The following is a 20,847-nucleotide window of genomic DNA, read 5'->3' on the forward strand; positions in this document are numbered from 1 at the left end:
CCGGCGCCGATGTCGCCCCGCGTGACCATGACGATGCAGACACCTTGAAATGAACTACGTTCGCGCCACTACCCTCGACGAAGCGCTCGGTACGCTCGCGGCGCAGCCGCGGCCGCGCATCGTGTGCGGGGCCACCGACGCATTTGCCGATATCGGGCTCGTGCCGGCGCGCTCGGCATGGCTGGATATCAGCCGCGTCGACGCGCTGCGCGGCATCGAGCTGAACGACGGCGTCGCCCGTATCGGTGCGGCCGCCACGTGGGACGCCATCGCGCGCACGGCATGGCTGCCCGTGGCGCTCACGGACGCAGCCGCGTCGATCGGCCCCCGGCAGATTCGCGTGCAGGGCACGATCGGCGGGAACGTGTGCCATGCGTCCGCCGTCGCGGACGGCATCCCCGCGCTGCTGGCGCTCGATGCGAGCGTCGAACTGGCCAGCGTGCGCGGCATGCGCCGCTTGCCGTTGGCCGAATTCCTGCTGGGCAACCGCCGGACCGCGCTGGACGCCGACGAATTGCTGGTGGCGCTGCGGTTTGCGCAACCCCGCGCGCACGCGCGTACGTCGTTCATCAAGTGCACGAATCGCGACGGCGCGGCGATCGCCGTGGTGTCGGCCGCCGCGCAGTTGCGCGTGTGCGCCGCGGGGACGATCGAGGCGGCCGCCGTTGCCGTCGGCGGCGCCTCCGACGTTGCGCGCCGGATGCAGGTGCTCGAAAATGCACTGACGGGCCGGCGGCGCGACGAACTGGCCGACGTGCTTGCAACGTCGCCGCTGGACGAGCTGTCCCCGGCCGACGACTGCCGGGCGACCGCCCTGCATCGCCTTCATCTCGCGCGGCTGGCCATCTCGCGCGCTTTCACATGCTGCATCGAGGAGAACGCACGTGGCGCATCCGCAGCCTGACCCGCTTGCCGACGTTCGCGAAACGATCGCGGGCGGCGGCCCGGCGATTTCGCCGGAACCGGACTGGTTCGACCTCAACGGCACGCGGCGCCCCCTGCCGGCGGACCGCTCGCAGCGCCTCGTCGACCATCTGCGTGCGGACCTGCGCCAGTTCGGCACCAAGGAAGGCTGCCGCCAGGGCGATTGCGGCAGTTGCACGGTGATCGTCGACGGCGACGCACGCTATGCATGCCTGATCCCGGTCGGGCAGATCGCGGGGCGCCGTGTCGTCACCGTCGAAGGTCTTGCCGACGGCACGCGATGCGGCAGCCGCCTGCAGCAGGCATTTCTCGCCCATCAGGCGGTGCAATGCGGTTTCTGCACGCCCGGCATGCTCACCGCAGCGGCGGCGGCCATCGACGCCGGCGAAGTCAGCGACCGCGCCGGTGCGCGGGCCGCGATCGACGGCGTGCTGTGTCGCTGCACCGGCTATCAGAAGATCGTCGACGCGGTGACCGAAGTCGGATGCGGCGCCGCCGCACGGTGCCGCACGCCCGCGCCGGCCGACGGGCCGTCCGTCGGCGTCCCGCTCACGCGTCTCGACGGCCCCGAAAAAGTCGACGGCAGCCAGCGATTCGGCGCCGACGACTACCCGGCCGACAGCCTGTTCGTGCGCGCGGTGCGTTGCCCGCATCACCGCGCACGTTTCGCGTTCGGCGACCTCGCCGCATTCGTCGACGCGCATCCGGGCGTGCATCGCATCCTCACCCACGCCGACGTGCCGGGCATGAATCTGCACGGCGTCGCGACGCCGTACGCGGACCAGCCGGTCCTTCCGGATACCGAGACACGCCACCATCTCGAGGCGGTCGCGCTGGTGGTCGGCGAGCGCGCCGCGCTCGCGGCGCTCGACCTCGACCGCTTTCCGGTGCGGTGGGCGCCGCTGACGCCGGTTCTCGCGATCGCCGACGCCGTGCTGGACGACAGTCCGCAGCTGCACGCCGATCGCCCCGGCAACGTGCTGATCGAGGGCGTGGTGCGCCGCGGCGACCCGGAGCGCGCGATACAGGATGCCCGTCACGTCGTCAGCGCAACGTTCCAGTCCAGTTTCGTCGAGCATGCGTACCTCGAGCCGGAAGCCGGCTGGGCGCGACGCGTGGGCAACGTGATCGAAATCCATTCGTCGACGCAGGCGCCGCATCCGCATCGCGCCGACCTCGCGCGCATTCTCGGCGTGGCGCCGGAACAGGTGCGCGTCGTGGCGACCGCGGTCGGCGGCGGCTTCGGCGGCAAGCTCGACATGACGGTCCAGCCGCTGCTCGCGATCGCGGCCTGGCATCTCGACCGGCCCGTCGCGATGGCGTTCTCGCGCGAGGAATCGATGGCCACGTCGACCAAGCGCCATCCCGGCCGCATGACGTCCAGCATCGCCGCCGATGCCGATGGGCGGCTGCGCGCGGTGACGTTCGAAGGCGACTACAACACCGGCGCGTTCGCGTCCTGGGGGACGGCCGTCGCGAATCGCGTACCGGTGCATGCAGGCGGCCCGTACGTGATCCCGCACTACGCGGCCCGCACGCGCGCGATTCATACGCACGTCACGCCGGCCGGCGCTTTCCGCGGCTTCGGCGTGCCGCAGACGACGATGTCGCAGGAACAGCTGATCGACGAGCTGGCGTTCGCGGCGGGCATCGATCCACTCGAGTTCCGCGCGCTGAATGCGTTGCGCCCCGGCGATACGCTGCCGACCGGGCAAGTGCTCGACGACAGCGTCGGCCTCGTCGCATGCCTCGATGCGCTGCGTCCGGCGTGGCGTGACGCGCATGCGCGGATCGCGACGCTGAATGCGGCGGCGCCCGGCCACATTCGTCATGGCGTCGGCGTCGCGGCGTTCTTTTACGGCTGCGGCAACACCGCATTGCCGAATCCGTCGACGGTCCGCTTCGGCATCCGGCGCGACGGCACGATCGTCCTGCACCAGGGTGCGGTGGACGCCGGCCAGGGCGCGAACACGGTCATTCCGCAAATCGCGGCCGATGCGCTGGGCGTACCGGTCGACCGGCTGCGATTCGTCGGCCCGGATACCGCGCTGTCGCCGGATTGCGGCCGCACGTCGGCGTCGCGGCAGACCTTCATCACCGGTCGCGCGGCCTTCCTTGCCGGCTCCGCGCTGCGCCACCGGTTGCTCGCGTTCGCCGGCGCGGCGTCCGATGCGCGGATTTCGTCCGATGCGCGCGGCATCGCCGTCGACGGCCATCCGGTGGATCTGCGGACGCTGCCCGTCGATGCGCACGGCTACGTGATCGCGGCCGAGGAGCGCTTCGATCCGCCGACCACGTCGCTCGATGCGTCGGGGCAAGGCACGCCTTATGCAACCTACGCGTTCGGCGCGCAGATGGCGGAGGTCGCGGTGGACTGCGAAAGCGGGCGCGTGCGGGTACTCAAGGTCGTGGCCGCGCACGACGTCGGCAGGATGGTCAATCCGACGCTGCTCGAAGGACAGGTCGAAGGCGCGGTCGCGCAAGGCATTGGCATGGCGCTGATGGAGAAGTACCACCCCGGCCGATACAACAATCTGCACGACTACGTGATTCCGACCGTGCACGACATGCCCGACGTGCAGTCGATCTTCGTCGAGGCGCCGACGGCCGTCGGCCCGTACGGCGCGAAAGGCATCGGCGAGCCGGCGCTCGTGCCGACGGCCGCGGCCATCCTGAACGCGATCCATCACGCGACCGGCGTACGCATCCGCGAAGCGCCGGCCACGCCGGACGTCGTGCGGCGTGCACTCGCGACCGGCAAACGGCCTTGCGCGCTTCGATAACGCCATCCCCTACTTCACGAACAACAACAATGACGACAACGAGAGATGCCGACGAAGCCGCGCTGCGAATCGTGCCGCGCGCGTCGTGGTACGCCGAACTCGATTCCGCGGGCAAGCGCGCGTTCAAGGCGGCGTTCGCCGGCTGGGCGACCGATGCGTTCGACTTCATGGTGTTCAGCTTCGTGCTCGCTTCGCTGATCGACCTGTGGGGCCTCGATCGCGGCAAGGCCGGCCTGTTGAGCACCGTGACGCTGATTTTCTCGTCCGTGGGCGGCTGGATCGCGGGCATCCTCGCGGATCGATACGGACGGGTCAAGGTATTGCAGGGGACGATCCTGTGGTTCTCCGTCTGCACGCTGGCAATCGGTTTCGCGCAGAACTTCGAGCAGATCTTCGTGCTGCGCGCGCTGCAAGGGCTCGGCTTCGGCGGCGAATGGGCCGTCGGCGCCGTGCTGATCGGCGAGATCGTCGCACCCGCCCATCGCGGCAAAGCGGTCGGCCTCGTGCAGAGCGGCTGGGCCATCGGCTGGGGCGGCGCGGCGATTCTCTACAGCATCGCGTTTTCGGTCCTTCCCGAGTCGCTGGCCTGGCGCAGCCTGTTCTGGGTGGGTATCGTGCCCGCCCTGCTCGTCCTGTACGTACGCAAGCACGTGCCCGAACCGGAAGTGTTCGTGCAGGCGGACGCCGCCCGCAAACAAGGCGCAGGCCAGCCGTCGGTGTGGGCGATCTTCTCGCGCGCGCACGCACGGCGCACGGTGCTGGCCGCGCTGCTCTGCACCGGCATCCAGGGCGGCTTCTATGCGATGTCGACGTGGCTGCCGGCCTTTCTCAAGATCGAGCGACACCTGTCGGTGCTCGATACGGGCGCCTATCTGTTCGTGATCATCGTCGGGTCGTTTTGCGGCTATGTCGTCGGCGCGTATCTTTCCGACTGGTGGGGACGCCGACGCAACTTCATGCTGTTCTCCGCGCTCTCCCTCGTGTCGGTGTGCGCGTACCTGACCGTCCCGCTGTCGAATGCACAGATGCTGTGGCTCGGCTTTCCGCTCGGCTTTTCGTCATGCGGCATCTTCAGCGGCGTCGGCGCGTACCTGACGGAACTGTATCCGTCGACTTTCCGCGCCAATGCGCAAAGCTTCACCTACAACTTCGGACGCGGCATCGGCGCGCTGTTCCCGAGTCTCGTCGGGATGCTGAGCCATTCGCTCGGCCTCGCGCTGGCCATCGCGATCTTTTCCGGCGCAGCCTATGGCGTGGTGCTGCTCGCCGTCCTGCTGCTGCCGGAGACGAAGGCGACGTCGCTTTGAATGCCGGACGCGGCTGCGGCCGCTAGCCGCGAACAGCCGCCGCGCGGTCGACTTCCGGTATGCTGATCCACGCGAAATCCCGGGAATCAAGGTAACCACTGCGATGGACATCGCGATCCGCATCGAAGGCCGTCACGACCTGACGGGGCAAATCTTCCGGCAACTGCGCACGGCGATCGTCGACGGGCGGCTCGAAGGCGGCGCGCGGCTGCCGTCGACGCGCGACCTCGCGAAACAGCTCGGCGTGTCGCGCAAGACGACGCTCGACGCGTTCGAGCGCCTCGTCGCCGAGGGCTACCTGACGACGCGCGCGGGCGACGGCACGTTCGTCGCCCGCGGCCTCGCGCGCGTGCCGCATGCCGCGGCAACGTCGGCGCCGTCGATCGTCGACGAGATGCCGCGCATCGACGCGGTCGATGCACGCGCGCTGTGGAACGACCTGCCCGACGCGCTCGCGATGCCCGCGCCGCAGGACGCGCCCGGCTTCGACTTTCGCGGCGGCGTGACCGACAAGACGCTGTTCCCGTTCGACGCCTGGCGGCGCTGCCTGCATCACGCGCTGCGCCAGCAGGCGCGCGGCCCCGGCCAGTACCACGACCCGGCCGGCGATCCGCAGTTGCGCGGCGCGATCGCGCGCTACGTCGGATTCAGCCGCGCGGTCGCCTGCAGCTGGGACGACGTGCTCGTCACGCAAGGCGCGCAACAGGCGCTCGACCTGCTCGCGCGCGTCGTCGTGCGGCCGGGCGACGTCGTCGCGGTCGAGGATCCCGGCTATCCGCCCGCGCGCGCCGCGTTCGCGTCGCTCGGCGCGACGGTGATCGGCGCGCCGGTCGACGCGCAGGGCCTCGTCGCGGAACGGCTGCCCGACGACGCACGGCTCGTCTACGTGACGCCGTCGCATCAGTTCCCGCTCGGCATGCCGATGACGCTCGATCGCCGCGTCGCGCTGCTCGAATGGGCGCAGCGCCGCCGCGCGGTGATCATCGAGGACGACTACGACGGCGAATTCCGCTTCGAAGGTCGGCCGGTCGAATCGCTGAAGAGCCTCGACCGCACGGGCCTCGTCGCGTACGTCGGCACGTTCTCGAAGACCATCTTTCCCGAGCTGCGGATCGGCTACGCGATTCCGCCGCGCGCGCTGCGCGGCGCGCTGGCCAAGGCGAAGCAGATCGTCGACTGGCACACGTGCACGCTGACGCAGGCGGCGCTCGCGCGCTTCATGCTCGAAGGCGATTTCGCGCGGCACCTGAAGCGCGTGCAGAAGCACTACGACGCGCGTCGCAAGATGCTGATCGCGCACCTGCGCGGCGAACTCGCGCCGTGGTTCGACGCGATCGTGCCGACCGCCGGCATCCATCTCGCCGCGCACCTGAAACCGGGGCTCGACGAAGCGGCGCTGGTCCGCGCGGCGCGCGCGCAGGACATCGGCCTGTACGGGATCTCGGCGTTTCACGTGGGCGTGCCGGTGCGCCCGGGGCTGCTGTTCGGCTATGGCGGGATCGACGCGCTGCGCATCGACACGGCGCTCGCGAAGCTGGCCGGCTTGCTCGATGCCGGCATCGCGGGCGGCCCGCCACTGGTTACCTGAATTTCCGTGGAATTGGCTATTCAAGCAGGCCAGTACGGCTCTTAAAGTGGGTCCTGTCGCGCCACCCCGGCGCACCCAACCGAAAAGGACCTGCCATGCAACCGCGCCTGAACTTCTATGCCGCCAGCCCGAATGCGATCAAGGTGATGCGCAACGCCGAGGAATTCCTCGCGAAGAGCTCGATCGAGAAGCCGCTCGCCGAACTCGTCCGCCTGCGCGCGTCGCAGATCAACGGCTGCGCGTTCTGCGTCGACATGCACACGACCGACGCGCGCAAGGGCGGCGAAACCGACCGCCGTCTCGCGACCGTCGTCACGTGGCGCGAAACGCCGTTCTTCACCGAGCGCGAACGCGCTGCACTGGAATGGACCGAGGCGCTGACGCTGGTGGCCAGCAACCACGTGCCCGACGCCGTCTGGGAAGCCGTGAAGCCGCACTTCACCGACGAGGAGCTGTTCGACCTGTCGATGCTGATCGCGACGATCAACGCGTGGAACCGCTTCGCGATCGCGTTCCGCAAGATGCCCGAGTAAGGCGCCGACGATGATCCGTTCCCCGCTCCATCGCGTCGCGCTGTGCGCCGGGCTCGTGCTCGCCGCGGCGCTGCCGGCCGCCGCTCACGCGCACGACGCCGACGACACCGTGCACGCGATCATGCAGCAGGCCGTGCCCGAAGCGCCCGGCAAGCTCGCTGTCGTCGCGACGGTCGACTATGCGCCCGGTCAGGTGTCCGAACCGCACCGGCATCTCGGCTCGGTGTTCGCCGTCGTGTCGAAAGGCGAAGTGCTGTCGCAGGTAAACGACGGCCCGCTGCGCCGCTATCGCGCCGGCGAAGGCTGGTACGAACCGCCCGGCTCGCGCCATCAGGTGTCGCGCAACGCGAGCGCGACCGAGCCCGCGCAACTCGTCGTGTTCGGGCTGACGGGCGAGCATCAGCCGCTGAAGTCGCCGATCGATCAGTGATGCCGGAACGGGCGCGGGCGCGACAGGGCCCGCGCCCGTGTGCCGCGCGCTCGCCCGCCGGTTTTCCGCCTGCGTTCGCTGTCCGGCTGTTTTCCGCCTGTTTTCCCGCCCTTTCTCGTTAGCCGCTTCCTACATTCCGGCGCGGGTGCCCTGCCCGCCGTCGCGTCGCCCCCCCCCGCTCGTCCACGCCGCTGCTTGCCGTTCCCCTGATCGCGATCAACGCACGCGCGGATCCTTCCTTGAAATTAACTAACCCATCAATTAGCGTCATCTGCATGAACGCGAAATCCGCCGTCGCCCGGCCGCGCGGGCGCCGCCCGTCGGTGGACGATTTCGACCTGCGCGACCACATGCTCGACGTCGCGACGCAACTGTTCGCCGAACGCGGCATCGCCGCGACGACCGTCGCGCAGATCGCCGCCGCTGCCGGCGTCACGTCCGCGATGGTCCACTACTATTTCACGAATCGCGAGCAGCTGCTCGACGCGATCGTCGACGAGCGGATCGCGCACGCCATCGCGTTCGTGTGGCGGCCGACCGACCCGCCCGCCGACGACCCGTTCGCGCTCGCCGCCGAACTCGTCGACCGCTTCTTCGACGTGACGGGCCGGATGCCGTGGCTGCCGTCGATCTGGCTGCGCGAGATCGTCCACGAAGGCGGATTGCTGCGCGAACGGATGATCCGCCGCATTCCGCTCGAGCACGTCGGACACCTCGCCGAACGCATTCGCGCCGCCCAGCGGGCCGGCACGCTGAATCCCGCGCTCGAACCCGCGTTCCTGTTCCATTCGATCGTCGCGCTCGTGATGCTGCCGCTCGCGACCGCGAAGCTGTGGCAAAGCGCGCGCGGCCTGCCGCCGATCGACCGCGACGTGCTGCACCGGCATGTCCGCGCGCTGCTGGATTCGGGCATGCGGCCGCCCGCTGCCGCCCCTCGCGCACGCACGCGCGCGCCGCGGAGGCCGTCGTGAACGCGGCGCGCACCTGGCCGCTCGCGCTGGGCGCGGCCGTCGCGCTGCTCGCCGGCTGCGGCCGCCAGACCGATCGCACGCCGACGTATCAAGGCTACGTCGAAGGCGAATTCGTGTACCTGTCGTCGTCGCAATCGGGCACGCTGACGCAGCTGTCGGTCGAGCGCGGCCAGGCAGTCGCCGCCGGCGCGCCCGCGTTCTCGCTCGAGGCCGTCAACGAAACGGCCGCGCTGCAGCAGGCGCGGCATCAGTTCGACGCGGCGCGTGCGCAGCTCGCCGATCTGCAGACCGGCAAGCGCCCGCCCGAAGTGAACGTGACGAAGGCCCAGCTCGCGCAGGCGGCCGCCCAGGCCGCGCGCGCCGCTGCGCAGCTCGCCCGCGACGAACGCCAGTACGCGGCGGGCGGCATCTCGAAGCAGCAGCTCGACGATGCGCGCACGGCCGCGCAGACCACCGCCGCGCAGATGCGCGAGCTGCGAAGCCAGGTCGACGTCGCGCGCCTGCCGGGCCGCGCGCAACAGGTTGCCGCGCAGGCCGCGCAGGTCGACGCCGCGCAGGCGGCCGTGGCCGAGGCGCAATGGAAGCTCGACCAGAAGCGCGTCGCCGTGCCGGCGGCCGGGCGCGTGTACGACACGCTGTACCGCGTCGGCGAATGGGTGCAGGCCGGCAATCCGGTCGTGCAGATGCTGCCGCCGCAGAACCTGAAGGTGCGCTTCTTCGTGCCGGAGGCCGCCGTCGGTTCGCTCGCGCCGGGCCGCGCGGTCGCGATCCATTGCGACGGCTGCGCGGCCGACGTGCCCGCACGCATCACCTACGTGTCGAGCGAAGCCGAATACACGCCGCCCGTGATCTACAGCAACGAGAGCCGGAGCAAGCTCGTGTTCATGATCGAGGCACGCCCCGCCGCGGCCGACGCATCGAAGCTGCGCCCGGGCCAGCCCGTCGCCGTGAGGGTGCCGTGAACGCGTCGCCGGCCCCGTATGCGATCGACGTCGAGCGCCTGAACAAGCGTTTCGGCGACAAGCACGTCGTGAAGGACGTATCGCTGCGCGTCGCGCGCGGCGAGATCTTCGGCTTTCTCGGGCCGAACGGCAGCGGCAAGACCACGTCGATCCGGATGATGTGCGGCCTGCTGACACCCGATTCGGGCAGCGGCACCTGCCTCGGCTACGACATCGTGCGCGACAGCACGCAGATCAAGCGCCGCGTCGGCTACATGACGCAGCGCTTCTCGTACTGGGAGGACCTGTCGATCCGCGAGAATCTCGACTTCGTCGCGCGCGTGTACGGGATGGCCGACCGCAAGGCCGCCGTCTCGCGCGCGCTCGACGGGCTCGGCCTCGCGAGCCGCGCGGACCAGCTCACCGGTGCGCTGTCGGGCGGCTGGAAACAGCGCCTCGCGCTTGCCGCGTGCATGCTGCACGAGCCCGAACTGCTGCTGCTCGACGAACCGACCGCGGGCGTCGACCCGGCCGCGCGCCGCGATTTCTGGGAAGAATTGCACCGGCTCGCCGCGCAAGGAATCTCGGTGCTCGTCAGCACGCACTACATGGACGAAGCCGAGCGCTGCCACAAGCTCGCGTATATCGCGTACGGCGAATTGCTCGCGCAAGGCACGTCGGCCGAGATCGTCGCATCGCAGGGATTGTCGACCCGCGCGGTCACCGGCGAGCACCTGGCCGAACTGTCCGCGCGACTGCATGCGATGCCGGGCATCGACCAGACCGTCGTGTTCGGCTCCGCGCTGCACGTGAGCGGCCACGACCGCGTCGCGCTCGACGCGACGCTCGCGCAGGTCGCGCGCGACGATGCGGCGCTGCGCATCGCGCCGATCGAGACGGGGCTCGAGGACGTCTTCATCTACATGATGAGCCGCGCGTCCGGCCCGGCCGGCGGAGCGACGCGATGAGACCGTGGGCGCGCCTGCACGAATCGTTCTCGGCCGCGCGCTGGTGGAGCATCGTGCTGAAGGAATTCCTGCAGTTGCGCCGCGACCGCGTGACGTTCGCGATGATCGTCGGCGTGCCGATCATCCAGCTCGCGCTGTTCGGCTTCGCGATCAACACCGATCCGAAGCACCTGCCGACGGCGGTGATCGCCGCCGATCCGAGCCCGTTCACGCGCAGCTTCATTGCCGCCATGCGCAACTCCGCGTATTTCGACATCGTCGAGACCCTGCCCGACGAAGCGGCCGGCCGGCGCGCGCTCGCGCGCGGCGACGTGCTGTTCGTGCTGAGCGTGCCGGCCGATTTCTCGCGCCGGCTGCTGCGCGGCGAACGGCCGTCGCTGCTCGTCGAGGCCGACGCGACCGACCCCGTCGCGACCGCGTCCGCGCTCGGCGCGCTGTCGGGCCTTGCGCAAGCGGTCGCGGCGAAGGACCTGAGCGGGCCGCTCGCGCACCTGAACGGCCGCCCGGCCGCGTTCGGCGTCGTGCTGCACCGGCTGTACAACCCCGAGGGGATCACGCAATACAACGTCGTGCCGGGCCTGATCGGCGTGATCCTGACGATGACGATGGTGATGATGACGGGGCTCGCGATCACGCGCGAACGCGAGCGCGGCACGATGGAGAACCTGCTTGCGACACCAGTGCGGCCGCTCGAGGTGATGACGGGCAAGATCGTGCCGTACGTGTTCATCGGCCTGATCCAGGTGTCGATCATCCTCGCGGCCGCACGCTTCGTGTTCGCGGTGCCGTTCATCGGCAGCCTGCCCGCGATCTACCTCGCCGCGCTGCTGTTCATCGCCGCGAACCTGACGGTCGGCATCACGCTGTCGTCGCTCGCGCAGAACCAGTTGCAGGCGATGCAGCTCGCGGTGTTCTACTTCCTGCCGAACATCCTGCTGTCGGGCTTCATGTTCCCGTTCGCGGGAATGCCGGCGTGGGCGCGGGCGATCGGCAACCTGCTGCCGCTCACCTACTTCAACCGGCTCGTGCGCGGCATCCTGCTGAAAGGCGACGGCTGGGCCGACCTGTGGCCATCGGTGTGGCCGGTCGCGCTGTTCACGGTCGTCGTGATGGGCGTCGCGCTGCGTTTCTACCGGCGCACGCTGGACTAGGCGGCGCGCGATGAAACCGGCTTCGCGTCGCGCGCGCGCCCCCCGCCCGGCCATCGCCGTTTCGCTGGCGGTCGCCTCGTTCGTCGCCGGCTGCGCGGTCGGGCCGGATTTCCGCACGCCGGACGCGCCGGCGACGCAACGCTACACACGCGGCGCACCGCCGGCGACGACGGCCGACGCCGTGCAAACATTCGCGCCGGCCGCGCATGCGCCGGTGCGCTGGTGGACACGATTCGGCTCCGAACCGCTGAACCGGCTCGTCGATACCGCGTGGCGCAACAGCCCGACGCTCGCCGAAGCGCGCGCGCGGCTCGACGAGGCGCGACAGAACCATGTGGCGCAAGCCGGCGCGACGATGCTGCCGCGCGTCGACGCGAACCTGTCCGCGACGCGCGAGAAGGTCGACATCGCCGCGTTCGGCCTGCCGGCCAATGTGCCGAACCCGGGGCCGTTCACGTTGTACGACGCATCGGTGAGCGTGTCGTACACGCTCGACGTGTTCGGCGGCAACCGGCGCGCGCTCGAAGCGCTGCGCGCACGGATCGACTACCAGTCGTACACGCTCGACGCGGCGCGCCTGATGCTCGCGGGCAACGTCGTCGCCACCGCGATCCTGCGCGCGTCGCTCGTGCAGCAGATCGCGCTCACGCGGCAGCTCGCCGACGCGCAGGCGCGGCAGTTGCGCATCGTCGAGGCGCGCGCGGCGGCGGGCGGCGTGTCGCAGGCCGACGTCCACGCGCAGCGCACGCTGCTCGCGCAGACGCAGGCGTCGCTGCCGCCGCTCGCGGCACGACTCGCGCAGGCCGACCATCGCCTCGCGATCCTGCTCGGCGCGCCGCCGGCCGATGCCGACCTCCCCGACCTGACGCTCGATGCGCTCGCGCTGCCGCGTGCGTTGCCGATTACGCTGCCGTCGACGCTCGCACGCGAGCGGCCCGACATCCGTGCGGCGGAGGCGATGCTGCATCAGGCGAGCGCGAACATCGGCGTCGCGACCGCGAACCTGTATCCGCGCTTCTCGATCTCGGCCGGCGTCGGCTCCGAACGCACGAGCGTGGCCGACATCGTGAACGGCCTGAATATCTGGAACATCGGCCTCGGTCTCGCCCAGCCGCTCTTTCGCGGCGGCGAGCTGCGGGCGAAGCGACGCGCGGCGCAGGCCGCCTACGACGCGGCGTTTGCGAGCTATCGGTCGATCGTGTTGCAGGCGCTGCAGCAGGTCGCCGACGCGATGCGCGCCGTCGAGCACGATGCCGCCGAATGGCAGGCGCGGGACACGGCCGCGCGGGAGGCGGAAGCCAGCTGGGCGATTGCCGGCGTGCGCTACGCGGCGGGCGGGATCAACGCGTTCGAGCTGCTCGACGCGCAGCGGCAGGCGCTGCAGACGACGCTCGAGCGCACGCGCGCGCAGGCCGACCGGCTCACCGATACGGCCGCGCTGTTTCAGGCGCTGGCGGGAGACTGGGCGGAGCAAACGGCCGCCCCATGAAAAAACCGGCCCGAAGGCCGGTTTTTCATACCGCATGCCGTGAGCGGCGCTCGCGCGCCGCGCGACATCAGAAGCGGTGGATCAGGCCGACGCCGACGCCGATCTGGTTCTGCTTCGAACCCGCGCCCACGCCGTCGCCGATCGACGTCGTTGCCGCGATGACCGCCGCGCCGTTGAGCGTGTTGCCGCTCGCGTGCTGATACGCCTCAACCGCGTACAGGCCCGTGCGCTTCGACAGGCTGTAGTACTGCGACAGCGTGACCTGATGGTACTTGGCCGAGCTCGAGATGCCGTTCGACTCGGTCGCACGCGTGTACGAGTAGCCTGCGGCGAAGTCCCACTGCGGCGATGCCTTCCAGTGCAGCACGGCGCCTGCCGTGTTGAAGATCGCCGTGTTGCGGAACGACGAGCCGACGCCCGGGATGTACTGGACGTTCGAGTACGACGCCGAAATATCCCACGACGGCGTGAACTGGTAACCGGCCGTCACGGCGACGCGCTGTTGCGACTGTGCCGTCTTGTAGCCGTTGTTGATCGACGACACGGCCTGTTCCGCACCGTTGCCGCTCGTGTCCAGACCGTTCTGGGCGGTCGAGTTCGCGCCCCACACACCGCCGCCGAGCGTCGAGTTGTTGATCTTCTGGTAGCCGACCGCGATGCCTGCCGGGCCGTTCAGGTACTGGATCGCCGCGCTCCACGTCGAGCCGCGGTTCGTCGCGCCTGCGACGCCGCCGAACGAGTACGAACCGCCGACCGTGAAGCCGTAGAACTTCGGCGACATGTAGACGAGCGAGTTGTTCGCGCGGTAGCTGGTATCCAGCGAATCGATATCGCCCGGGTGCGCGCCGTAGTAGCCGGTCAGCCAGGTCGTCGGGCTGTACGGCGACAGCAGCGTGTAGTACGCGGTGTACTGGCGGCCGGCCGTCAGCGTACCGTACGTGGAGTTGGTCAGGCCAACCCATGCCTGACGCGTGAAGATGCCGCCCGTCCACTGCGACGAGCCGTTAGCCGTGTTGACGCCGGCTTCCAACTGGAAAATCGCCTTCGTGCCGCCGCCGAGATCTTCGCTGCCCTTCAGGCCGAAGCGGCTGCCTGCCCACACGCCGGTGGACATTTGCACCTTCGAGTGACCGCCCGTGGTCGCACCGACTGCCGACGAGTTGTTCTGCCAGGCGATACCGTTGTCGACGATACCGTACAGGGTCACGCTGCTCTGGGCGTGGGCGGCGGTAGCGGCTGCGAGACCCGCTGCCGTCATGGCAAAAGCGACGCGCTTTTTCATTGATTCTCCGTCCTCAAAGAATGTTTCTTTTCTGGTGTGGTTTTATGACCGACACATGTGCGAGTACATGCCGACGCGATTCTGACGGATTACCGATTGTTTCCCAACATGTGCGGTCGGTCATCGTATGATCGACGCAACGCAGCGGTTCACCAAACGGTTACAAGACAGCCCGAAACGCTTGTGCAGCGGGTGTTTCCGGCATTTGCCGGTGAAAACCCTAGCTTTACATTTTTACGGGTGCAACACGACTGCCTGATGTCGTCAGACGCCTTCGGCGACAAAACGTCTTACCAATGCGCGTTCGAAGCTGACGCCGCGATTCACGCCGCCGCGCAGGATCGCCGACATTCGTGACACCCACATTTCGAGACACGAAATCATGAAAACGTTTTTAGTCCGCGTGCCGGGAACCGGACGGGTACGGTCCGGCGAACGCGGACCGGCAGGCGATGCCGGCGATCTTCAATGCCGTGGCGCAGAAGCGAGCCGCGCGGACACCGCATCGGCGAGCGCGGTCAGGCGCGCGCGAATCGCCGTGTTCGAACCGACCAGCGCGAGCGACGCCGCCATGATCCGGTAGATACGCTTTCTCGGCACCTTGGCCGGCTTCGTCGGATCGAGCCACGCCGCGTGGCCGGCCAGCAGCTCGAGCGTTTCGAGCCCGATCATGATCGGCCACAGGCACGCGAGCCGCAGCCGCACGAAACGGCGCGGGATCGCGAGTGTATACAGGCAGGCGTCGCGATACTGGTCGAGCGCGGCGCGCAGCAGGTCGACCAGCACGCCGCGCGCGCGTGCCGAATCCTCGGGCCGCATCAGGTCGGCCACCGCGAGCCCGTGCGCGCGCAGCACGTCGTCGGGCAGGTAGCAGCGGCCGATGCGCAGATCCTTCGCGCAGTCGCGCAGGATGTTGGTCATCTGCAGCGCCTTGCCGAAACGGATGCCCTTCTCGCGCATGTCCGCCAGATCCCAGTCGCGCGCGGCGCGCGTGTGCATCCCCGTCATGTCGGTCCAGAATTCGCCGACGCAGCCGGCGACGAGATACGTGTAGCGGTCGAGCATGTCGCGCGTCGGCAGCGAGGCGACCTGCCCCGACTGCTCGTCCGGAAACGTGCGCAGGTCGAATTCCATCCCCGCCGTCAGCGTCGCGACGACCTTGCGGATCGACGCGCGATCGGCCTCCGGCTGCGCGCGCAGCAGCGCGAGCATCGGCTCCATCGAGCCGAGCAGCAGGTGTTCGTGCGAATCGGTCTGCATCCGCGTCACGTCGTCGAGCGAACGCGACAGCGCCGCGCCGTCGCCAAGCCGCTCGACGTCGTCGCGCAGGTCGGTCAGCAGCGCGGCGCGCCGGTCGGGCGCGACAAGGGCCGTGTCGGCGATCGTGTCGGCCGCGCGCGCCAGCAAATACGCCAGGCCGACCGGGTCGCGCATGCCGTCGGGCAGCACGCGCAGCGTCAGGTAGAAGGAGCGGGAAACGTTCTTCAGCAGCTCGCCGAGCAGATAGGCGGGATCGGTATGGGTCGTCATGGGTCGGGAAAAATCGGCCGGCGCGGGCCCCGGACGCACACGGGCGCCGGGCGCCCGCGCCGGCCCGCGAGTCGCCGCATCGTCGCGCCAGGCGGGCGTCGGCCCCGGTGCGGCGATGCAAAATTCCCGCAAGTTTAGTGCATCCGGCGCGCGGGTTCGCTGTGACGGCCGGAATGCGGTGCGCGCCCGCCTGCCGTCACGCGCGCTACCGTGCGCACCGCCGCCCCAAAACGAAACGGAAAGGTCGAAGTAATACATATGTAATGATTCGATGCGACGATCGCGCACCGTTCGACTCCGCAGCCCGGCGCCCTGCCCGGCCGCCGGCGCGAGCGCCCTTTCCCGACTCCGTTTCGAAGGTTCATCGACATGCCCCTCAAGCGCCCGACCTCCCTGCGCTACGTCCCGTTCGCCTGTGCCGCCGCGTTCCTGCTCGCCGCGTGCGGCGGCGACGACGATCTGACGCGCGATCCCACGCAGCCGATTTCCGCGAAGGTCCAGGTGGTCGGCCATCGCGGCGCAAGCGCGCTGCGCCCCGAACACACGCTCGCGTCGTACCGCAAGGCGATCGAGGACGGCGCCGACGTGATCGAGCCCGACCTCGTGTCGACCCGCGACGGCGTACTCGTCGCGCGCCACGAGAACGAGATCTCGGGCACGACGAACGTGTCGACGCTGCCGCAGTTCGCGAGCCGCAAGGCGACCAAGACGATCGACGGCACGCAGTTGACCGGCTGGTTCACCGAGGATTTCACGCTCGCCGAGCTGAAGACGCTGCGGGCGCGCGAGCGCATCCCGCAGGTGCGCCCGGCCAACACCGCGTACAACGACCAGTTCGAGATTCCGACGTTCGACGAGATCGTCGCGCTCGCGAAACAGATGTCCGCGCAGACCGGCCGCACGATCCACCTGTATCCGGAAACCAAGCATCCGACCTACTTCCAGTCGATCGGCCTGCCGCTCGAGGATCGCCTCGTCGACGCGCTGCTGAAGGATGCGTACACGTCGCGCACGGCGACCGTCTACATCCAGTCGTTCGAGGTCGCGAACCTGAAGACGATCCGCAACCGGATCAAGTCGAGCCAGCCGAACTGGAAGCTCGTGCAGCTGATGGACGAAGCGGGCCAGCGCCCGTACGACTTCGTGAAGGCGAACGACACGCGCACCTACGGCGACCTGTCGACGCGCGACGGGATGCGCGAGATCGCGACCTATGCGAACGGCGTCGGGCCGTACAAGACGTCGATCATCGCGGTCGCCGCGGACGGCACGCTGCAGCAGCCGACGCCGTACGTGCGCCATGCGCACGAGGCCGGCCTCGTCGTGCATCCGTACACGTTCCGCCCGGAGAACAACTTCCTGCCCGCATCGCTGAAGGATGGCGGCACGCCGGCCACGCGCAATACGGCCGGCTCGGTGCGCGAGATCCAGGCATACCTGCGCGCGGGCATCGACGGCTTCTTCACCGACGATCCGGCCGTCGGTCGCACGGCCGTCGATACGTTCAAGCGCTGATACCCGGCGCCGACCCGCATCGCGACCGGGCGCCGCGCACGACGTGCCGCGCCCGGTTGCCCCGCGTCGGTCAGATCACGTTGAAGTGGTGCGTGCCGTCCCGCTTCAACTGGTCGACCAGTCCGTACTCCCAGTCGAGATATGCCTGCATCGCGGCGGCCGCATTGTCGGTGCCTTCGTACGGGCGCCGGTAGCGGTCGACGCGCGGCGACGCGAGATGCGTCTCGCCGCTCTCCAGCGGCAGCCCGGCGTCGATCCACGCGGCCGTGCCGCCGGTCAGCACCCGGATCTCGGCCGAGGCCGGCAGCAGCGCGCGCGCGTCGTCCGCCGCGAACCGCGCGAGCAGGCTCGATCCGCACGTGAACACGTAGCGCTTCGCGGGCGGAATCGCCGCCAGCGCGTCGCGCAACTGCGCACGCACGGCAAACCATGCGCCCGGGATGTGACGCTTCACGTAGTTCGCGCTGGCCGTCACGTCGACGATCGCGAGTTCGCCCGGCGCGGCTTCCTTCAGCCAGCCGGCGAGCGTCGCGGGCGACACGTCGGCTGCGGGCGGCGTCGCCGGCACGTCGCGCGGCGGCTGGCCGCGCTCGGCGAATGCCGCGGCACCGGCCGGTTCGACGACGCGCACGTCCCAGCCCATCTGCGCGAGCCACGATGCGGTCATGTCCGCGCGCACGCCGTCGTCGTCGGCCAGCACGATCCGCGCGCCGCGCACGGCCGCGTGATGGTCGGTCTCCTGCACGAGTTGGCCGCCCGGCGTGCTCAGGAAGCCCGGCAGGTGGCCGGCTTCGTATTCCTCGGGCGTACGCACGTCGAAGCGGTACAGCGTGCGGCCCGGCTCGTCGAGCGCCGCGACGTCGGCCAGCGCGATGCGCGGCACGCCCGCGCGCTCGGCCACCGCGCGGGCGGCCCGACGCGCGTCGGCGCGCTGCGTCGCGTCGATCTCGTCCGGAAAGCGGCGCGCCGCGCCGCGCTCGAGCGTCTGGCCGGCCAGCGTCCAGCCGATCGTGCCGTTGCGCAGCGCGGCGACCGGGTTCGGCAGCCCCGCGTTGACGAGCGATTGCGTGCCGATGATGCTGCGCGTGCGGCCCGCGCAGTTGACGATCACCTGCGTCCGCGGATCCGGCGCGAGCGCGCGCACGCGCAGCACGAGCTCCGCGCCCGGTACGCTGGTCGACGTCGGGATGTTCATCGTCTGGTACTCGTCGAAGCGGCGCGCGTCGACGATCACGACATCGGCTTTCGCATCGATCAGCGCCTGCACCTTCTGCGCGGACAGCGACGGCGTATGGCGCTCGGCCTCGACCCATTCGCCGAACGACTTGCTCGGCACGTTCACGTCGATGAACAGCTCGCCGCCCGCCGCGACCCAGCCCGCGAGGCCGCCGTCGAGCAGCCGCACGTCGGTGTAGCCGAGGCGCGCGAGCGTCGCGGCCGCGCGCGGCGCGAGATCCTCGCCACCCGCTTCGCCGAACACGACGACCGGCGTGTCGCGGCGCGGAATCCGCGTCCACGCGTCGAGTTCGAGCTTCGACAACGGAAAGTTGGCGGCCCACAGCGGATGGCCCTGTGCGTACGGATCTTCCTCGCGTACGTCGATCAGCGCGATCTCGTCGCGGGCCAGCAGGCGTGCGCGTACGTTCTCGTACGACGCGGCGGGAAAGCGGGAAGTAGAAGTGGAATCGGCGGATTGCGTCACGATGTCTCGGTGTTGAATGTGTTGAAGTCGATGAAGAAAGCGGAACGGAGCAAGCGTGGCCCTGCCCGCGCGCACCCGCAACGGGCCGCGCGAGCGGGCCGAGCGTCAGGCATTCGAATAGCCGGACACGAACGGCTTCACGGTACCGTCGTCCAGGTACACCGCGCGCTCGACCTTGCCGATGTTCGCGCCGTACACGTGGATGCTGATCGATACCTGGTCGGCGAACGCGTTGGTCACGCGGTGCACGTCGCCGATGCGCGGCGACACGGCCTCGACCTCGCCCGGCTGCAGCCGCACGGCGTCGCCCGCGGGCACCGGCTTGCCGGCCGCGTCGAACCGGTACGGCTGCGAGAACTCGCCGCCGCGCAGCATCCCGATCAACCCCCACACCGTGTGGTCGTGGATCGGCGTGGCCTGGCCTGGCCCCCACACGAAGCTGACGACCGAGAAGCGCTCGCCCGGGTCGAGATGCAGCAGGTACTGCCGGTAACGCTCGGGATCGGGCTGCGCGAACGCGTCGGGCAACCAGTCGTCGTGTTCGACGAGCGCGGCAAGCAGCGCGCCGCCCTCGTCGAGAATGCGCGCCTCGTTCGCGCCGGACGCGAGCAGCGCATCCAGCCCCTCGACGAACGGACGCAGCGGCGTCTGCTGCAACGAAAGCGTACTCATCGGCCGGCTCCTCGAATATGATGCGGAATATGATGGATCGTCATGATGCACCCGAAAGACCATGCAGAACAAACATGAAAATTAGCGATATCGACGCTTTTGCAGCGGTCGTCCGCTGCCAGACCCTGAGCCAGGCCGCGGCCGAGCTCGGGATGACGCAGCCCGCGATCACGCGGCGCGTCCAGAATCTCGAGGAAGCGCTCGGCGTGACGCTGCTCGACCGCAACACGAAGCCGCCGCGCCCGACCGACATCGGCCGGCAGGTGTTCGAGCAGTGTCGCGCGATCCTGCGCGAGGTCGACGCGCTGCGCGAACTGACGGCCGGCGAGCAGCCCCCGGCCGGCGAATTCCGGATCGGGCTCACGCAAGGGCTCGGCGAGCTGATGCTGCCGGCGCTCATCGCGGAGCTCGCCGCGCAGTGGCCCGCGCTCGCGACCCAGGTCACGACCGCATGGGGCGGCCTGCTCGTCGAACGCGTCGCCCGCCGCGAACTCGATGCGGCGCTGGTCTTCCTCGCCCGCGAAATGGTGCTGCCGGCGCAGGTCGAGGGTGAACGGTTGCTGGCCACGCGGCTCGTCGCGGTCGGCCGCAAGGGCGACTGGCCGCGACGCAGCTACCGGCTTGCCGATTGCCACGCGCGCGGCTGGGTGCTCAATCCGGACGGCTGCGGCTTTCGTGCGGGCCTGCGGCGCGCGCTCGACGCGCAGGGCCTGCCGATGCCGGTCACGCTCGATGCGTACGGCCGCGACCTGCAACTGCAGAGCGTCGCGAACGGCTTCGGCCTCGGGCTGATGCCGCTGCCGCTCGTCGAAGGCAGCCCGCTGCGCGATGCGCTCGACATCGTGCCGCTCGCCGATTTCAAGCCGCAGATCGACCTGTGGCTGCTGCGCCGGCACGATGCGGCGCGCCTCGACGCGCCGCTGGCGGCCGTCGCCGCGCATGCGCGCACGGCATTCGCGCTGCCCGAACGATCGCACGACAAGGCCGCCTAACGTTGTGGCGGTGGCTGCGGCCACCGCACAGCGCCTGCCTCCCGCCTCGCCATTTCCGGGCAAGGCAAC

17 protein-coding genes are annotated in these 20,847 nt (G+C 69.7%); 13 read left to right on the forward strand and 4 right to left on the reverse strand.

Annotation, left to right across the window (positions count from 1 at the left end):
- Positions 1-49: 49 nt before the first annotated feature.
- The 11 genes from KR541_RS27550 (at position 50) to KR541_RS27600 (ending at position 13,085) form a co-directional block, all read left to right on the forward strand.
- The gene (locus KR541_RS27550; protein WP_050010935.1) at positions 50-904 is read left to right on the forward strand and encodes an FAD binding domain-containing protein; all 855 of its coding nucleotides are present in this window, start codon (positions 50-52) and stop codon (positions 902-904) included.
- Entirely contained in the window at positions 885-3,707 is a 2,823-nt protein-coding gene (locus tag KR541_RS27555; RefSeq protein ID WP_216089920.1) for a molybdopterin-dependent oxidoreductase, read from the forward strand. The genes KR541_RS27550 and KR541_RS27555 overlap by 20 nt, the downstream gene beginning before the upstream one ends.
- Before the next feature lie 29 nt (positions 3,708-3,736).
- Complete coding sequence (locus tag KR541_RS27560) at positions 3,737-5,014, forward strand: MFS transporter (protein WP_050010933.1); 1,278 nt, start codon at positions 3,737-3,739, stop codon at positions 5,012-5,014.
- Between the two features lie 103 nt (positions 5,015-5,117).
- Positions 5,118-6,602, forward strand: coding sequence for a MocR-like pyridoxine biosynthesis transcription factor PdxR (pdxR, locus tag KR541_RS27565; protein WP_216089921.1), 1,485 nt, complete (start codon positions 5,118-5,120; stop codon positions 6,600-6,602).
- A 95-nt stretch (positions 6,603-6,697) separates the two neighbouring features.
- On the forward strand, positions 6,698-7,135 hold the full coding sequence (locus KR541_RS27570; RefSeq protein ID WP_050010931.1) for a carboxymuconolactone decarboxylase family protein: 438 nt from the start codon (positions 6,698-6,700) through the stop codon (positions 7,133-7,135).
- 10 nt (positions 7,136-7,145) lie between these two features.
- Complete coding sequence (locus KR541_RS27575) at positions 7,146-7,565, forward strand: cupin domain-containing protein (RefSeq protein ID WP_124630287.1); 420 nt, start codon at positions 7,146-7,148, stop codon at positions 7,563-7,565.
- Positions 7,566-7,840: 275 nt separating this feature from the next.
- Positions 7,841-8,536 carry a TetR/AcrR family transcriptional regulator gene (locus KR541_RS27580; RefSeq protein ID WP_050010929.1) on the forward strand — a complete coding sequence of 232 codons (696 nt, stop codon included), beginning with the start codon at positions 7,841-7,843 and terminating at the stop codon, positions 8,534-8,536.
- Complete coding sequence (locus KR541_RS27585) at positions 8,533-9,498, forward strand: HlyD family secretion protein (RefSeq protein ID WP_050010928.1); 966 nt, start codon at positions 8,533-8,535, stop codon at positions 9,496-9,498. The genes KR541_RS27580 and KR541_RS27585 overlap by 4 nt, the downstream gene beginning before the upstream one ends.
- Complete coding sequence (locus KR541_RS27590) at positions 9,495-10,445, forward strand: ABC transporter ATP-binding protein (RefSeq protein ID WP_124638088.1); 951 nt, start codon at positions 9,495-9,497, stop codon at positions 10,443-10,445. Before KR541_RS27585 ends, KR541_RS27590 begins: the two co-directional genes overlap by 4 nt.
- Positions 10,442-11,596 carry an ABC transporter permease gene (locus KR541_RS27595; RefSeq protein WP_050010926.1) on the forward strand — a complete coding sequence of 385 codons (1,155 nt, stop codon included), beginning with the start codon at positions 10,442-10,444 and terminating at the stop codon, positions 11,594-11,596. The genes KR541_RS27590 and KR541_RS27595 overlap by 4 nt, the downstream gene beginning before the upstream one ends.
- Positions 11,597-11,606: 10 nt before the next feature.
- Positions 11,607-13,085, forward strand: a complete 1,479-nt coding sequence (locus KR541_RS27600; RefSeq protein WP_050010925.1) for an efflux transporter outer membrane subunit — start codon at positions 11,607-11,609, stop codon at positions 13,083-13,085.
- A gap of 67 nt (positions 13,086-13,152) precedes the next feature.
- On the opposite strand, the gene KR541_RS27605 is transcribed toward KR541_RS27600, so the two are convergent.
- Together KR541_RS27605 and KR541_RS27610 are read right to left on the reverse strand one after the other, a co-directional pair.
- Positions 13,153-14,367, reverse strand: coding sequence for a porin (locus KR541_RS27605; RefSeq protein ID WP_050010924.1), 1,215 nt, complete (start codon positions 14,365-14,367; stop codon positions 13,153-13,155).
- Between the two features lie 465 nt (positions 14,368-14,832).
- The gene (locus KR541_RS27610) at positions 14,833-15,897 is read right to left on the reverse strand and encodes a phytoene/squalene synthase family protein (RefSeq protein ID WP_089489316.1); all 1,065 of its coding nucleotides are present in this window, start codon (positions 15,895-15,897) and stop codon (positions 14,833-14,835) included.
- A gap of 369 nt (positions 15,898-16,266) precedes the next feature.
- Between KR541_RS27610 and KR541_RS27615 the strand changes: the two genes are divergently transcribed.
- Complete coding sequence (locus KR541_RS27615; protein WP_050010922.1) at positions 16,267-17,412, forward strand: glycerophosphodiester phosphodiesterase; 1,146 nt, start codon at positions 16,267-16,269, stop codon at positions 17,410-17,412.
- 70 nt (positions 17,413-17,482) lie between these two features.
- On the opposite strand, the gene KR541_RS27620 is transcribed toward KR541_RS27615, so the two are convergent.
- Both KR541_RS27620 and KR541_RS27625 read right to left on the reverse strand, forming a co-directional pair.
- Entirely contained in the window at positions 17,483-19,114 is a 1,632-nt protein-coding gene (locus KR541_RS27620) for a rhodanese-related sulfurtransferase (RefSeq protein WP_050010921.1), read from the reverse strand.
- Between the two features lie 105 nt (positions 19,115-19,219).
- The gene (locus tag KR541_RS27625; RefSeq protein ID WP_050010920.1) at positions 19,220-19,786 is read right to left on the reverse strand and encodes a cysteine dioxygenase family protein; all 567 of its coding nucleotides are present in this window, start codon (positions 19,784-19,786) and stop codon (positions 19,220-19,222) included.
- 17 nt (positions 19,787-19,803) lie between these two features.
- Here KR541_RS27625 and KR541_RS27630 point away from each other — a divergent pair, with 17 nt between their 5' ends.
- Positions 19,804-20,778, forward strand: coding sequence for a LysR family transcriptional regulator (locus KR541_RS27630; protein WP_179233168.1), 975 nt, complete (start codon positions 19,804-19,806; stop codon positions 20,776-20,778).
- Positions 20,779-20,847 lie beyond the last annotated feature (69 nt).

Origin of the sequence: Burkholderia sola (assembly GCF_905400185.1) — a bacterium.
Classification (GTDB): Bacteria; Pseudomonadota; Gammaproteobacteria; order Burkholderiales; family Burkholderiaceae; genus Burkholderia; species Burkholderia sola.

Bases quoted from the DNA above. Each gene is read 5' to 3' on its own strand.
- KR541_RS27560 (WP_050010933.1), top strand. From the start codon at position 3,737: ATGACGACAACGAGAGATGCCGACGAAGCCGCGCTGCGAATCGTGCCG.
- KR541_RS27580 (WP_050010929.1), top strand. From the start codon at position 7,841: ATGAACGCGAAATCCGCCGTCGCCCGGCCGCGCGGGCGCCGCCCGTCG.
- KR541_RS27570 (WP_050010931.1), top strand. From the start codon at position 6,698: ATGCAACCGCGCCTGAACTTCTATGCCGCCAGCCCGAATGCGATCAAG.
- KR541_RS27605 (WP_050010924.1), bottom strand. From the start codon at position 14,367: ATGAAAAAGCGCGTCGCTTTTGCCATGACGGCAGCGGGTCTCGCAGCC.
- KR541_RS27615 (WP_050010922.1), top strand. From the start codon at position 16,267: ATGCCCCTCAAGCGCCCGACCTCCCTGCGCTACGTCCCGTTCGCCTGT.
- KR541_RS27595 (WP_050010926.1), top strand. From the start codon at position 10,442: ATGAGACCGTGGGCGCGCCTGCACGAATCGTTCTCGGCCGCGCGCTGG.
- KR541_RS27610 (WP_089489316.1), bottom strand. From the start codon at position 15,897: ATGACGACCCATACCGATCCCGCCTATCTGCTCGGCGAGCTGCTGAAG.
- KR541_RS27600 (WP_050010925.1), top strand. From the start codon at position 11,607: ATGAAACCGGCTTCGCGTCGCGCGCGCGCCCCCCGCCCGGCCATCGCC.
- KR541_RS27575 (WP_124630287.1), top strand. From the start codon at position 7,146: ATGATCCGTTCCCCGCTCCATCGCGTCGCGCTGTGCGCCGGGCTCGTG.
- KR541_RS27625 (WP_050010920.1), bottom strand. From the start codon at position 19,786: ATGAGTACGCTTTCGTTGCAGCAGACGCCGCTGCGTCCGTTCGTCGAG.
- KR541_RS27630 (WP_179233168.1), top strand. From the start codon at position 19,804: ATGATGCGGAATATGATGGATCGTCATGATGCACCCGAAAGACCATGC.
- KR541_RS27550 (WP_050010935.1), top strand. From the start codon at position 50: ATGAACTACGTTCGCGCCACTACCCTCGACGAAGCGCTCGGTACGCTC.
- pdxR (WP_216089921.1), top strand. From the start codon at position 5,118: ATGGACATCGCGATCCGCATCGAAGGCCGTCACGACCTGACGGGGCAA.